Annotated in this window: 15 protein-coding genes; 4 read left to right on the forward strand and 11 right to left on the reverse strand. The window is 73.9% G+C overall.

From position 1 onward, the window contains the following. Positions 1 to 28: 28 nt before the first annotated feature. The 9 genes from ACR9E3_RS16295 to ACR9E3_RS16335 all read right to left on the reverse strand — a co-directional run bounded on the left by ACR9E3_RS16295 (position 29) and on the right by ACR9E3_RS16335 (position 7,537). Complete coding sequence (locus ACR9E3_RS16295) at positions 29 to 1,114, reverse strand: LLM class flavin-dependent oxidoreductase (RefSeq protein WP_460381343.1); 1,086 nt, start codon at positions 1,112 to 1,114, stop codon at positions 29 to 31. 33 nt (positions 1,115 to 1,147) lie between these two features. After that, on the reverse strand, positions 1,148 to 1,570 hold the full coding sequence (locus tag ACR9E3_RS16300) for a nuclear transport factor 2 family protein (RefSeq protein WP_460381344.1): 423 nt from the start codon (positions 1,568 to 1,570) through the stop codon (positions 1,148 to 1,150). Positions 1,571 to 1,644: 74 nt separating this feature from the next. Next, a complete protein-coding gene (locus ACR9E3_RS16305; RefSeq protein WP_460381345.1) occupies positions 1,645 to 2,367 on the reverse strand; it encodes an SDR family NAD(P)-dependent oxidoreductase in 723 nt (240 codons plus the stop codon). After that, entirely contained in the window at positions 2,364 to 3,185 is an 822-nt protein-coding gene (locus ACR9E3_RS16310; RefSeq protein WP_460381346.1) for an alpha/beta fold hydrolase, read from the reverse strand. Before ACR9E3_RS16310 ends, ACR9E3_RS16305 begins: the two co-directional genes overlap by 4 nt. 38 nt (positions 3,186 to 3,223) lie before the next feature. Beyond that, positions 3,224 to 4,300 (reverse strand): LLM class flavin-dependent oxidoreductase, encoded by a 1,077-nt coding sequence (locus ACR9E3_RS16315; RefSeq protein ID WP_460381347.1) that lies wholly within the window; start codon positions 4,298 to 4,300, stop codon positions 3,224 to 3,226. 65 nt (positions 4,301 to 4,365) lie between these two features. Then, positions 4,366 to 4,575: an acyl-CoA dehydrogenase family protein gene (locus ACR9E3_RS16320; RefSeq protein ID WP_460381348.1), complete on the reverse strand. Its 210-nt coding sequence runs from the start codon at positions 4,573 to 4,575 to the stop codon at positions 4,366 to 4,368. Next, positions 4,500 to 5,153 (reverse strand): acyl-CoA dehydrogenase family protein, encoded by a 654-nt coding sequence (locus tag ACR9E3_RS16325; protein WP_460381349.1) that lies wholly within the window; start codon positions 5,151 to 5,153, stop codon positions 4,500 to 4,502. The genes ACR9E3_RS16320 and ACR9E3_RS16325 overlap by 76 nt, the downstream gene beginning before the upstream one ends. Before the next feature lie 266 nt (positions 5,154 to 5,419). Continuing rightward, on the reverse strand, positions 5,420 to 6,343 hold the full coding sequence (locus ACR9E3_RS16330) for an HpcH/HpaI aldolase/citrate lyase family protein (protein WP_460381350.1): 924 nt from the start codon (positions 6,341 to 6,343) through the stop codon (positions 5,420 to 5,422). Continuing rightward, positions 6,344 to 7,537 (reverse strand): CaiB/BaiF CoA transferase family protein, encoded by a 1,194-nt coding sequence (locus ACR9E3_RS16335; RefSeq protein ID WP_460381351.1) that lies wholly within the window; start codon positions 7,535 to 7,537, stop codon positions 6,344 to 6,346. It lies immediately after the preceding gene. 225 nt (positions 7,538 to 7,762) lie between these two features. Between ACR9E3_RS16335 and ACR9E3_RS16340 the strand changes: the two genes are divergently transcribed. Then, the gene (locus ACR9E3_RS16340; RefSeq protein ID WP_460381352.1) at positions 7,763 to 8,209 is read left to right on the forward strand and encodes a MarR family winged helix-turn-helix transcriptional regulator; all 447 of its coding nucleotides are present in this window, start codon (positions 7,763 to 7,765) and stop codon (positions 8,207 to 8,209) included. Further along, entirely contained in the window at positions 8,206 to 9,627 is a 1,422-nt protein-coding gene (locus ACR9E3_RS16345) for an MFS transporter (protein WP_460381353.1), read from the forward strand. The genes ACR9E3_RS16340 and ACR9E3_RS16345 overlap by 4 nt, the downstream gene beginning before the upstream one ends. 3 nt (positions 9,628 to 9,630) lie before the next feature. On the opposite strand, the gene ACR9E3_RS16350 is transcribed toward ACR9E3_RS16345, so the two are convergent. After that, positions 9,631 to 10,896: a hypothetical protein gene (locus ACR9E3_RS16350; protein ID WP_460381354.1), complete on the reverse strand. Its 1,266-nt coding sequence runs from the start codon at positions 10,894 to 10,896 to the stop codon at positions 9,631 to 9,633. 196 nt (positions 10,897 to 11,092) lie between these two features. After that, positions 11,093 to 11,752 carry a hypothetical protein gene (locus ACR9E3_RS16355; protein ID WP_460381355.1) on the reverse strand — a complete coding sequence of 220 codons (660 nt, stop codon included), beginning with the start codon at positions 11,750 to 11,752 and terminating at the stop codon, positions 11,093 to 11,095. A 323-nt stretch (positions 11,753 to 12,075) separates the two neighbouring features. On the opposite strand from ACR9E3_RS16355, the gene ACR9E3_RS16360 reads away from it, so the two are divergent. Together ACR9E3_RS16360 and ACR9E3_RS16365 are read left to right on the forward strand one after the other, a co-directional pair. Beyond that, positions 12,076 to 12,801, forward strand: a complete 726-nt coding sequence (locus tag ACR9E3_RS16360) for a hypothetical protein (RefSeq protein ID WP_460381356.1) — start codon at positions 12,076 to 12,078, stop codon at positions 12,799 to 12,801. Positions 12,802 to 12,809: 8 nt separating this feature from the next. Then, entirely contained in the window at positions 12,810 to 13,742 is a 933-nt protein-coding gene (locus tag ACR9E3_RS16365) for a PrsW family glutamic-type intramembrane protease (protein ID WP_460381357.1), read from the forward strand. Positions 13,743 to 13,749 lie beyond the last annotated feature (7 nt).

Consider the following 13,749-nt stretch of genomic DNA (forward strand, 5'->3'; position numbering starts at 1 on the left):
CCCTGCGGGACGCGTCGAACGGGAGGGGTCACACCCCTGCCGGCGTCTTGGTGCGCATCTTGTGCAGTTCCGGCACGACCTTCTCGCCGAAGAGCTTCATGCTCGCGTGCACCTTCTCGTAGGGCAGGCCCGCGTACGAGAACGCCAGGTTCGCCATGAAGTCGCCGACGGCGTCGCGGCGCTCCTCGTACTTCCCGATGATCTGCTCGGGCGTGCCGTAGACGTTGGCGTCCACGTACGCGCTCGCCGCCGTCTCCATGCCGGCCTCGCGGATCATGTCCGCGCCGACCTGGTAGGCCTCGTAGCCCGGCGTCTCGCGCCAGTGCGAGCCGGCGAAGTCGTAGTGCTTGATCACCGACAGGAAGTACCGCGAGATGTACTCGTGCGCGACGGCCTTCGCCTCGTCCGGGTCCTCGTGGCAGAAGGTGAAGTCCTGCAGCAGCGGCGGGCCGGGCTCCGTGCCGTGGTGCTCGCGGTGCAGGCCCCGCCAGCGGTTGATCGCCTCGGCGTGGGTGCCGATGTCGTACTGCATGAAGGTCATCATCTGCACGGGGAGCGAGGCGATCGCCGGGATCGAGTCCGGCGACATCGCGACGCCGAACAGGCGGCCGTCGAGCGAGCGGCTCGGTCCGGGACGGACCGCGGTGCGCGGCTGGTGGTAGTGGGTGCCGTCGTGGTCGACGAGGCCCTCGGCCAGCCCCTTGATGATCATCGGCGCGGCCTCGTCGAAGCGGCCGCGGGCCTCGCCCATGTCGGTGCGGAAGGCCTCGTACTCCATCTTGGCCAGGCCGCGGCCCATGCCGAACAGCGTCCGCCCGCCCGAGAGGTGGTCGAGCATGATCACCTTCTCGATCACCCGCAGCGGGTCGTTCCACGGCAGGATCACCGCCCCGGTGCCGAGCTTGATCCGCTCGGTGCGCCCGGCGAGGTAGCTCATGAGCTGCAGGTTGTCCGGGCACATCGAGTAGTCGTCGAAGTGGTGCTCCGCCGCCCACACCGAGTCGAACCCGTACCGCTCGGCGAGCACCCCGAGCTCGGTGTCCTGCACGAACACCTCGTCGTCGGTCTTGTCCGAGAACCAGTTCTGGAAGACGAGAAGGACGCCGACGTCCATGGATGTACCTCCGGGTCGAGGAGAAGGGGCGGGTCAGCCCAGGAAGATGGCGCGGGTGTGCTCGGTGTCGAGGTACTCCTTGACGCGGCGGATGCGCCCGTCGGAGAGCTCGAAGACGAAGTGGTAGAGGTTGTTGTAGACGCGGCCGTTCGTCAGCTCGGCGTACGACTCGGTCTCCGCCGCGACGCGGTCGCCCTCGGCGGTCAGGGCCTTCGGGGTGAGACCGATGGCGCCGGTCGTCGAGAGCGTCGAGAGGCCGGCGAGCATCTCGCCGAAGGCCGCCTTGTCCTTCTCGCCGGAGATCCCCTCGATCGTGCCCGCGACCCACCACGTCGCGTCGTCGGTGAGGAACCCGAGGATCGCGTCGACGTCGCCGCGGGAGAACACCTCCATGAACTCGGTGACCACGGCCTTGTTGGCCTCTTCCTTCGTGCGCGCGGCGGCGTCGGTGCTCATGGGTCGGACGCTAGGAACCACGTCGGCGCGACGGAACGTCACGGCGTCGTCACGGTTGTGGGTCTCGACAAGGCTCACCCCGTCCCCCCGAACGTCGCCATCAGCCCGCCGTCGACCGGCACCACCGCGCCGGTCATGTAGGTCGCGCCGGCCACGCACACCACGACGTCGGCGATCTCCTCGGCGCTGCCGGTCCGCCCGGAGGGGATGGCGGCGACGATGCGCCGGCGGGCCGACGTGGACAGGCCCGCGGTCATCGCCGTGTCGACGAAGCCCGGGACGACGAGGTTCACCCGCACCCCCGCCGGCGCGAGCTCCACCGCGAGCGACCGGGTCAGCCCCGCCAGCCCCGCCTTCGCCGCGGCGTAGGCGCTGTCGCCGGGGAAGCCGCGGAAGCCGACGACGGCCCCGACGTTGACGACGGCGGCACCGTCCGCGAGGTGCGGCACCGCGGCGTGGCAGACCTCGTAGGCGCCGGTGAGGTTGGTGCTGAGCACCTCGTCCCACCGGCGCCGGGCGAGGTCGGCGATGCGCCCGCCGCGGTGGACCCCGGCGCAATTGACCACGACGTCCACGCCGCCCAGGTGCTCCCGGGCCCGCTCCACCGCCCCGGCCACCGCCGCGGTGTCGGTGACGTCGGTGGGGATCTCCAGGACGCGGTCGGACGCGTAGGGCACGTCGGCGGGCGTGCGGGCCAGGACGGCGACGGCCCCGCCGCCCTTCGCGACCTGGTCGACGACCGCCCGCCCGATGCCCCGGGTGCCCCCGGTGACCAGCCACCCCCCGGTCACCGTCACCGGGCCGTCTTCCCACCCGTGGCCGAGAGGAACGTCCGCAGCTCGGTGAGGTAGGTGTCGCGGTCCTCGAGGTGCGGGGCGTGCCCGACGCCGTCGAACGCGACGAGGCGCGCGTCGGGGTAGAGATCGATGGCGGCATCGACGCCGGAGAACGCGACGAAGCCGTCGCTGCGGCCGTGCAGGGCGAGGACCGGGACCTCGAGCGTGCCGATCGTCTTGCGCTGGTCGATCGTCGCGAGGTCGCGCAGGGAGTCGTCCGCGCGCGGGCCGTTCTCCAGGAACATGCCCCACATCCAGTCGACGACGTCGCTGCTCACGGGCACCGCGCACACCGCCTGGGAGACGCCCTTGAAGGTCGTCGCGCGGTCGGCGGCGGCACCCGCCAGGACGGCCTCGACGTCGTCGGGGGTGCCGCCGTGCGGCCAGTCCGGCGCGGCGGTGTAGCGCGGGGTCGCGCCGCCGGTGAGGACGAGCCCGCCCGCCGCGGAGCCCAGCCGCGCGACGGCGTCGACGGCCACCGCCCCGCCGAGCGACCACCCGTTGACCACCGGGCGTTGCAGGCCGAGGTGCTCGCACAGCCGCGCGACGTCGGCGCCCATCGCGGTGATCGAGACGTCGGCGAAGTCCTTGTCGGACCGCCCGCAGGCGCGGCAGTCGAGCAGCACGACCTCGTGCCCGTCCGCGGCCAGGGCGGGCGCCACCGTGTCCCAGGAGTGCGCCGTGAGACCCCACGCGTGCACCAGGACCACCGGCTGCTCCGTGCCGGCGTGGTGCTCGAAGTAGATCCGCCGGCCGTCCTCCACCTCGAGGTGTCCCACGTCGTCCTCCTGCTGCTGGTCGTGTGCTCGCCGGGAACCTAGGAAGGGCTCACCGCGACCCGGGAGCCGTCGCCCTCATGGGCCTTGTGGCTTCCTCCAAGCCGGGCGCGCACGGCCGGCGCCACCTGCGTGGCCAGCAGCTCGACCCGCCGCGACCCGTGGTCGACGGACTCCCCGGGCAGCTGCGCCCAGAAGTGCACGTCGCGGATCTGGGGCCGCGCGCGCAGCATCGCCGTGAGCTCCTCGACCGCGGTCGCCGGGTCCCACAGCGCGAAGGCGCCGGCGCCGACGATCTGGTCCGGGTCGGCGAAGCGCGGCACGACGTCCGGCGGCCCGAACGCGCCCCAGGTGATGTAGGTGTTGAGCTGCTCGAGCACCAGCGGGCCGATCTCGGCCCACTCGCGCTCGGGGTCCTCGGCGATCAGCGCCCACTGGCCGGCGTAGATGCGGCCCTCGCCGCGCGGGCGACCCTGCCGCTCGACCGCGTCGAGGTAGGTCTCGTGGTGGTGGTTCTGGGTGGAGAGGAAGCCGTCGGCGATCCGCGCCACGCGCTCGATCGCGGGGTCCGCCATCGCCCCGACCAGCAGCTTCGGCGGCTGCTCGGGCACCGGCGTCACCGGCAGGCCCGGGAAGCGGTAGCGGGCGCCCTCGTAGGGCTCGGACGAGCCGGACCAGGCGCGGCGGATCAGCTCGCAGCCCTCGGTGAGCAGGCTCGGGCGGTGCTTGATGTTCTTGCCGAAGGCCGCGAACTCGCGCTCCCAGTAGCCCTGGCCGACGCCGAGGTCGAAGCGCCCGCCGGTGAGCAGCGAGACGGTCGCGGCGTCCTCGGCGAGGCGGATCGGGTCGTGCAGCGGCGAGACGATGAGGTTGGTGCCCACCCGTAGGCGCCGGGTCCGCTCGCCGATCGCGGCGGCGAGCGTGAACGGCGACGGCGTGTACCCGTCGTCGCAGAAGTGGTGCTCGGTGAGCCACGCCGAGTCCAGCCCGATCTCCTCGGCCCAGGCGATCTGGTCGAGCACCTGCCGGTAGAAGGTGCTGAACGGCCGGTCCGGGACCGGGTTGCGGAAGTCGTACCAGAGCCCGAACGCGACCTCGCCGGTGTCCACGTTGTCCATGCGTCGATGCTGGCGAGTGCGTCGCCGTCGGCGGGACTCTCCTGGCGCCGCAGTCTTGTGGACCTCTACAGCGTCGACGCGGCCATCGGGTGCTCCAGCTCGTCGGCGAAGCGCGCGAGGGCCGCCGCGCGGCGGGTGGGGACGTGCTCGGACGGCACCGCCGTCGGCGCGTAGTCGCGCAGCAGGCGCCGGGCGACGCTCACGCGGTGCACCTCGTCGGGCCCGTCGTAGATCCGCGCCGCGCGGGCCCAGCGGTACATCTGCGCCAACGGCATGTCGGTGGTGAAGCCGAGCGAGCCGTGGATCTGCACGGCGCGGTCGAGGACGTCGGGACGACGTGCAGGTCGCCGCGCGAGGCGTTCCCGACCATCCACTTCCGCCCGGTGATCACCCATTCGTCCCCGTCGCGCACGGCCCGGGTGGTGAACTGCCGCGGGTCGGAGCCGGTGCCCTGCTCGGTCATCGCGAACGCCGAGAGGATGCGCCCGTCGAGCAGCGGGTCGAGCCAGCTCCGCTTCTGCTCCGCCGTGCCGGCCAGCGCGATCAGCTCGGCGTTGCCCGAGTCCGGCGCCTGGCAGCCGAAGACGAACGGGGCGAGCTCGCTGCGGCCGAGCACCTCGTGGAGCAGCCCGAGCCGCAGCTGCCCGAAGCCCTGCCCGCCCAGCTCCGGGTCGAGGTGCGCCGCCCACAGCCCCTGCTCCTTGACCCGCTCCTGCATCGGCGCGGCGAGCCGGCGGAACGTCGTGTGGTCGAGGTCCAGCACCTCGAGCGGGTAGATCTCCTCCTCCAGGAACCTCCGCGCCCACTCCAGCTGCGCCGCGAACTCGGGCTCGGTCGAGAAGTCCCAGGCCATGGTCGGCGACGCTAGGAAGCACCGGCGCGCGAGGCCGAACGGCGGCCGGCGCGGGCTTGGAGGTTCGTCCAACGCTCTGGAGGACGGTCCCGCTCCCGGGGGCAACCCGATCCGTTCTCGGGGTGCTCTCCAGAAGGATCTCTCGAGAGTGTCGTCAGTGCTGCGGCGCCGGACGACGCTCCTGACACTCTCGAGAGATCGAGATGGAGAGCTCGGGCGTCACGCACGGCGGCCGGGCAGGGTCTCGTCGATCCCGGCGGCACCGCTCAGGTCCCCCGGCGCTCGATCTCGGCGGCCCGGGCCAGCACGTCGTCGGCGAGCTTCACGTGGGCGGCGTCGACGAGCCGACCGTCGAGCCCGGTGGCCCCGTGCCCCTCGCGCTCCGCCGCGCGGTAGGCCGCCACGGCGCGCCGGGCCTCCGCGACCTCCGCGTCGGTGGGGGCGAAGACGGCGTTCGCGATCGGGATCTGGTCGGGGTGGATCGCCCACTTGCCGTCGAACCCGAGCGCCGAGGCGCGCTGCGCCTCCCGGGTGTAGCCCTGCGGGTCGCGGTAGTCGGGGTAGGGCGCGTCGATCGCGAGCAGGCCGCCGAGGCGCGCCGCGACGGCGACCCGGCTGCGCGCGTGGTGCCAGAAGTCGCCCGGGTAGTCGACGGTCGGGACGAAGTTGACGTCGACGCGGGCACCGAGCGACACGGAGAAGTCGCCGGCCCCGAAGATCAGCGCGTCGAGCCGGTCGGACACCGTCGCGATCTCCTCGGCGTGCGCGAGGCCGGCGACGTCCTCGATGAGGACCTCGAGCCGGATCCGCCTCTCGCGGCGCAGCTTCGTCTCGAGCTGGGTGAGCAGGACGTCCACCCACCACACGTCCCGGGCGGCGGTCACCTTCGGCACGATGATCGTGTCGAGGCACTCCCCCGCCCGCGTGACCAGCTCGATGACGTCGTCGTGCGCCCATTCGGTGTCGACGCCGTTGATGCGCACCGCGCGCGTGGTCGCGCCGAAGTCGAGCTCGCGCAGCGCCGCGACGGCCCTCTCCCGCGCGGCCGGGCGCTCGGCGGGCGCGACCGCGTCCTCGAGATCGAGGAACACGAGGTCGGCGTCCGACGCGGCGGCCTTGGCGACCATGCGCTCGTTGCTCGCGGGCGTGGCGAGCTCGCTGCGGCGCACGAGCGGTCGGCGGCGGGCCACTCAGATCACCCCGCGGACGCGCAGGTCGTCGATCTCGCCGGGGTCGAGCCCGATGTCGGCGAGCACCTCGTCGGTGTGCGCCCCGAGTGCGGGCCCGAGGTGGTCGATGCGGCCCGCCGCTCCCGACAGCCGGGGCACCGGCGCCTGGACGAGCAGGCTCCCGAGCTGGTCGTCGGGGATCCGGCGGAACACCTCGCGGGCGACCATCTGCTCGTCGGCGACGAGGTCGGTGACGTCGTAGACCGGCGCGGCGGCGATCTCGGCGTCCTCGAACACCGCCATCGCCTCGTCCATCGTGCGTCCGGCCACCCAGTCCGCGACGACGGCGTCGACCTCGCCCGCGCGGGCCAGGCGGCGCTGCGGGTCGGAGAAGTCCGGGTGCTCGGCGAGGTCGGGGCGCCCGATCGCGCGGAACACCCGGAGCGCGACGGTCGGGGCGCTGCCGGACATGGCGATCCAGCGTCCGTCGGAGGTCCGGTAGGTGTTGCGCGGGGCCGAGATGTCCCACCGGTTGCCCGACCGGCGCGGCACGGTGCCGGTCGCGTCCCAGGTGAGGAGCGACTGCTCGAGGATCCGCGCGAGCGGGTCGAGCAGGTTGACGTCGACCAGGCGGCCCTCGCCGCCCGACGTGTCGCGTTCGTACAGCGCCGCCATCACCGCGTACGCCGCGGTCAGCGAGGCGACGCCGTCGGCGAGCATGAAGGCGGGCAGGGTCGGCGGGCCGTCGGGTGCGCCGGTGAGGTGCGCGAACCCCCTCATCGCCTCGCCGAGGGTGCCGAAGCCGGGCCGCTCCGCCTTGGGGCCCTCGAGCCCGAACCCGGTGACGTGCAGCATCACCACGCGGGGGTCCTGCTCGCGCAGGCGGGCGTAGTCGAGGCCCCAGCGCCGCAGCGTCGCCGGCCGCGTGTTGGCCACGACGACGTCGCAGCTCGCCGCGAGACGGCGGGCGAGGTCCTGCCCGTCGGGGGTCCGCAGGTCGACGGTCACCGAGCGCTTGTTGCGCGACACGCTCTTCCACATCAGCCCGACGCCGTCGCGCTGCGCGCCCCAGCCGCGGATCGCGTCGCCGACGCCCGGCGGCTCGAGCTTGATCACGTCGGCACCCAGCTCGCCGAGGTAGGTGGCGGCCAGCGGGGCGGCGGCCAGCGAGGCCATGTCGAGCACCCGCAGGCCCGTCAGTGGCAGCGCGGTCACGCCGCGACCCGCGCCGGGCCCCGCAGCACGAGCGACATCCGGGACGGCCGGGCCATGGGGCCTCCTCGCTGGGACCTGGTGTCCCGGGATCGCGTCACCGGCGCTCCCACCGGGACATCCACCGCGCCCGCCGCCTGGCGGGTGCGGTCGGGCTGATCGCGGTCGTCAGGATGAACTGCACAGTCTGAGATGAACAGTCCGGACTGACGAACTACACTGGTCGGCATGGCGGACGTGCAGGAGCTGAGTGCCTCGTCGGTCCGGGCCGCGCACGAGGTGCGCGTCGCGGTCGGACGGCTGCGACGCCGGCTGCGCGAGTCGCACGACCGCGACGAGCTCACCCCGTCGCAGACCTCCCTGCTCAGCCGCCTCGACCGCGACGGCCCGCAGACGGCCAGCGCGCTCGCGGCCGCCGAGGGGGTGCGCCCGCAGTCGGTGGCCACCTCCGTCGGCGCCCTGGAGGAGCGCGGGCTCGTCACCCGCCGTCCCGATCCCGACGACGGCCGCCGCCAGACGATCTCGGTGTCGCCCGCCGGGCGGGCGCTGCTCGACAGCACGCGGGCCGCGGGCGAGGAGTGGCTCGCCCGGGCGCTGCACGAGCGGCTCGACGAGGACGAGCGCGCCACCGTGATCGCCGCGATGGTCCTGCTCGACCGGGTCAGCAGCCGATGAACGCACCCGCCGTCCTGGCGCGGATGTCGCCCGCGGCCACGGCCGCGCCGGACCGCTTCGACCGGCGCCTCGTCGCGCCGATGATCCTCGGCGCGATCCTCAACCCGATCAACTCGTCGATGATCGCGGTCGCCCTGATCCCGATCGGCGTCGCGCTCGGCGCCGCGCCCGCGGAGACCGCGTGGCTGGTCTCGGGGCTCTACCTGGCCACCGCGATCGGGCAGCCGGTGGTCGGCAGGCTCGTCGACCTCTACGGCCCGCGGCGGCTCTTCCTCGTCGGCGCGGCGCTGATCGGCGTCGGCGGGCTGCTCGGCGCGCTCGCGCCGTCGATCTCGGTGCTCGTGCTGTCGCGGGTGCTGCTCGGGCTGGGGACGTGCGCGGGCTATCCGGCGGCGATGACGCTGATCCGCGGCGAGGCGCGGCGCACCGGCCACGACAGTCCCGCGGGCATCCTCACCGTGCTGGCCGTGTCGACGCAGACGGTCGCGGTGATCGGCCCGACGCTCGGCGGGTTCCTCATCGGCGTCGGCGGCTGGCGCGCGACGTTCACCGTCAACGTGCCGCTCGCGCTCGCGTGCCTGGTGCTGGGGGCGCTCTACCTGCCGCGGACACCCACCTCCGGCGCGACGGGCCTGCGCACCGTCGTGCGGTCCGTCGATCCCCTCGGCATCGCGCTGTTCGTGGCCACCCTCGTCACGCTGCTGCTGTTCCTCACCCACCTGACGTCCGGGCTGTGGTGGCTGCCCGTGATCTCGCTCGCCGCCGGCGCGGCGCTCGTGTGGTGGGAGCTGCGCACGTCCCGCCCGTTCCTCGACCTGCGGTTGCTCGGCGGCAACCGCCCGTTGCTCGCGACCTACGCCCGCGCCCTGCTCGCGGCGATCACGTCGTACGCCCTGCTCTACGGCTACACGCAGTGGCTCGAGGAGGGCCGCGGGCTCTCCCCGCAGGTCGCCGGGCTCCTGCTGCTGCCGGTCTTCGGAGCCGGGATCGTCGTCTCCACGATCACGGGGCGGCGCAGCGAGATCCGGGGCAAGCTCGTCGTCGGCGCGATCTCCCAGGTGCTCGTGGCGGCGCTGCTGCTGCTCGTCGACGCGGGGAGCGCCGTCTGGTTCCTGCTCGTCCTGGCCGTGCTCGCGGGCATCCCGCAGGGGCTCAACAACCTCGCGAACCAGAACGCGGTCTACCACCAGGCCGACCCGGAACGCCTCGGCTCCTCGGCCGGGCTCATGCGCACGTTCTTCTACCTGGGCGCGATCACCGCGTCGGCAACCAACGGCATCGTGTTCCGCGACGGCGCGACGACCCCGGGCATGCACGAGCTGGCGATCGTCATGCTCGTCGCGTCCGGGCTGTTCCTCGTGCTCACCCTCGCCGACCGCTCGCTCGCTCGCGTCCTGCCCGACCAGCCCGCGTCCTGACGGTCAGGACGCCCGGCTGGTCTCGCGCGGGCGCAGGTAGATCAGGCGCGGGGCGGGCCGCGGGGGTGGGATGTCGTCGACGGGGCGGCGGGCGCTCGGGACCTCGGGGACCGGGGGTTCTGCGGGGGCGGCGGCCGGCACGTTCATCCGCTCCTCGAGCAGCACGATCATCTGCTGCGCCCGGCGCACGAGGTCGGGGTCGTCGGCGCGGTCGAGCGCGGCGGACAGCCAGTTCACCGCGCCGCGGTCCCAGCGCCCCGGCTCCGGCGCGTGCGCGGCCGAGCGCTCCGCGAGCGTGACGCCGAGGCGGTGGAGCGCGGCGGGCTCGAGGTCGTCGGGCGAGACCTGGGTCGCGAGCCACAGGGCCACCTGGTCGTCGCCGCGGGCCAGCGCGACCCGGGCGACGCGCGCCCGGTCCGCGGCGTCGAGGCGGAACCACAGGTCGCGGGCGAGCTCCTCCGGGACGGCCCAGCCCGCGGGGTCGGTGTCGGCGAGGTGGGAGAAGACGCGGTCGGCGGCCAGGCGGGTCCCGCCGCCCGCGGCCGGCACCTTGCGCAGCAGCCGGACGCCGCCGTGGTCGGCGGTCACGAGCTCGCGCACGGCCCGCCGCAGCTCCCCGGGGCTCATCGCGGGCGCGCCGAGCGCGGTGAGGTGGATCGGCGCGACCTCGGTGAGCAGCGCCGGGGTCAGCGGGAGCGGGACGCCGAGTCGGTCCCAGTCGACGGCGGTGCGCAGCAGCCCGAGCGGGACGAGCCACGAGGAGCCGATCGGGTCGAGGATCGCGTGCGCCTTCACGACCGGGCGGACACGCTCGCCGAACGGGCGCCCGTCGCCCGCGGGCGGGACGGTCACCAGCGCGTCGTCGAGCAGCCGTCGCGTCGCCGGTGCGAGGAAGGCGTCGAGGTGGGTCCGCCGGGTCGTGACCACGAGCCGCACGGCGTCGTCGAGCGCGCCGAGGACGCCGGGCGTGAGCTGGTCGAGCAGCGCGGGCGGCGCGTCGTCGGCGAGCACCACCACGGGACCCGACCGCACCGCGGTGAGACCGGCCTGCTGCAGCGCGTCGGCCAGGTCGACGGTGTGCGGATCGACGATCGGCAGGAGCAGCCGGTCGCCGAGCATGCGGCGCAGCGCGCGGTGCACCGCCCGTGACGTCCCGGCGAGTCGATCCCCGCTGACGACCAGCAGGGGCCGGTCGGCCCCGAGCGCGTCGACCAGCACGTCGTCCACGGCACGCGGCGTGTACGGCCCGTCCGCCTGGTCGTCGTGCACCCCGGCGATCTCCGGACCCGCCTCCGCCGTCCTGGGCGTGTTCGCCCCGAACGGCGAATCTCCGCGCCGACTCTGCCCCCGCGCCATCCACGTAGTGTCACGAGAACTCGATCGAGGGACCAGGGAGCGAAGGTCATCTCACCCGTTTGCGCGGCGTGTCACCACGTCGATCGGACAGATCGAGGTGTAGCGGGGATCAGCTCCCGACTCGGATGTCGGCGTTCCCGTCGATCTCGTCCTCACTGAACGGCACGCCGGCACCACGACCGGACCCGACGCTGACCACGTAGTAGTCCGAGCTCTCCACGTCGGACACCGAGTAGGGGAACGCACAGACGTCCCCGACGCTGTACGACGAGGACGACGAGGACGACGACGACCTCACGGTCCCGGTGCTCATCGAACCCACGCCGACGAGCTTGCCGGCTCCGTCGTGGACGGACACAGAGCCGCCGGCACGCAGGTCGCTGTTGATCCCCATCCCCTCGCAAGAGCTGCCCATCGGCAGGTAGTTGCTCATGTAGAAGTTGACGGTCCCGCTGACCGTCGTCGCGGGTGCGAGGACCGTCCCGAACAAGCCCAGGACGACGACCACGGCGGCGACGGCACCGAGGACCCACGGCCAGCGCGGGCGGCGAGCGGGCGGGGCGATGCCAGGGTGCATCGGCATCCCGGGCATGCCGCCGGTGCCCGGACCGCCGAGGCCGGCGGGCGGCGGTCCCCACGGCGCGGGCGCGCCAGGGACCGTCGTGACCATCGGCGGACCCTGCCAGGACATCGCGGGACGGGCCGGAGCGGCCGTGCCCCCGGGCACCGGTCCTCGCCGGAGCCGCACCGTCGTCGCCTCGTCGATCATGGGGACCCCCGCGTCCTCCGCCTGCACCGAATGCGCAGGTCATGCCGCCTCTCTCGCCGCAACAAGCTGCTCCGTTACGTGGGTAGCTCGTGAGGATGAACGCCGTAACGGGGCGGGTGGTCGGCGGCGATGCGAGGCATGTCGGGCCACGGTGGCCCGCGCCTCGTCGGGGGGATTCGATGATCACGTGCCGCTGCGGCGCACCGCTCGCACCGTCCGCCACGGGCTGCCCGCGCTGCGGCGCGCGGCCTCTGGGCCCGCGGCCGGCGCCGCGTCCGATGGCGGCGACGGGTGCCGTCGCGACGATGGTCCGGCCGGCGCCGATGGCGTCTCCGACGGCCCACCCGATGGCGGGCCCGATGCGGGCCCCGATGCCGGCCGACATCCCGGCTCGCGTCGCCGCCCGCGCGGGCGCTCCCGTCGCCGCGCCGCCCGCGCCCGCCCCGCACCGCTCCGGGACGCCGACGTGGATGGGATGGACGGTCGCCGTGGCCGGTCTGCTCGTCGCCGGCCTGCTCGTCGCGGTCGGGGTCCTGGTGCTCCGCCCCACGACGGTGACCGTCGCGGCGCCCGCGCCCGTCTCCACGACGACCACGCGCACCGTGGTCCCCTCGACCGTCGGCGACCCCGGGGACCTCAGCGGCTACCGCAGCTCGACCGACACCGAGGCCACGAGCACGTCCCTGCTCTCCGAGGCGACCGACGCGAACCGCGGACAGGTCGAGGCGCTCGTCGGGAGCTGGGTGCCGCAGCTGTCGTCGAAGCGGGTCGGCACGGTCGCCGACGGCATCAGCTACGACAGCACCGACATCCTGAGCCACTACAACCAGCTCTCCGACCGCTACGGGCCCGTCCTGCTCCTCGACTCCACCGACTGGCCGGTGTTCCGCGAGGGCGGGTACTGGGTGGTCGTCGCGGCGCAGCCCTTCGCCACGGCCGACCAGGCGAACGCCTGGTGCAGCGCGCAAGGCCTGGGCGCCGACGACTGCTTCGCCAAGCGCCTCGCGCACTCGGGGAGCTCCACCGACAACACCGAGCCCCGGGGCTGAGGGTCACCGTGACCGTCACCCCCGCCGCACCCCGGCACCACGCTCCGGCGCCCTCGTCCGCGCTGCCCGACCTCGCCACGCTGATCCCCTGGCGCGCCTGGCTGCACCACCCCGCGCTGCGGACCGGACCGGTCGCGCTCGTCGTGGCGCTGGTGGTGGTCCCGCCGCTCGGGCTCCTGCTCGCCGAAGGCCACCACCTGGAACCGGCCGTGGTCCTCTTCGCCGCCTACTTCGCGGCGGCGTGGTGGCTGCTCTTCCGGTCGGTCCTCCGGCCGGTCACTCCGGGACCGGCCGTCGCGGGGAGCCTCGTGCTGCTGGCGCTCTTCACGCAGGGACCGCTCGCGTATGCGCTCGAGGAGGCGCTGGACGCCGACACGAAGAATCTGATCGCCGGCATCTTCACCGTCGGGGTCCCGGAGGAGCTCGTGAAGGCGTTGCCGGTCGCTGTGGTCGTGCTCTGGCTGCGCTCTCAGGGCCGGTTCATGGAGCCGCGCGACGTGCTGTTCCTCGGCGTCGTCAGCGGTCTCGTCTTCGGTGCGGCCGAGGCGATCCACTACGTGCTCGACTACTACTCGGGCGTCAGCGGGCGGGTCGAGGCGCTGGAGATGCTGTGGCGGCTCACCTACAACCCCGCCATCCACGGCGCGTGGGCCGGGATCACCGCCTACTTCCTCGGCCTCGCCGCCCGTCGGGATCCGTCGCAGTGGGCCGCCCTGGCGGGTCTCGGCCTCGGGATCGCCGCCGTGCTGCACGGGTTCAGCAACTGGGTCTCCGGTACCTGGCTGTGGATCGTGGTGGCCGGGGTCAGCGCGCTGCTGCTCCTCGCCTACTCGACCGTCGGCGTCCCGTCCGGCCAGGTCCCCCCGCCGGTCCGGGCCGAGCCCGATCCGCCGACCGCGCCGATCGTCTTCCGGGGCCCCGACGGCCGGTGGTGGGCCTGACCGGCGC

It is taken from the genome of Actinomycetospora sp. C-140, assembly GCF_054796175.1.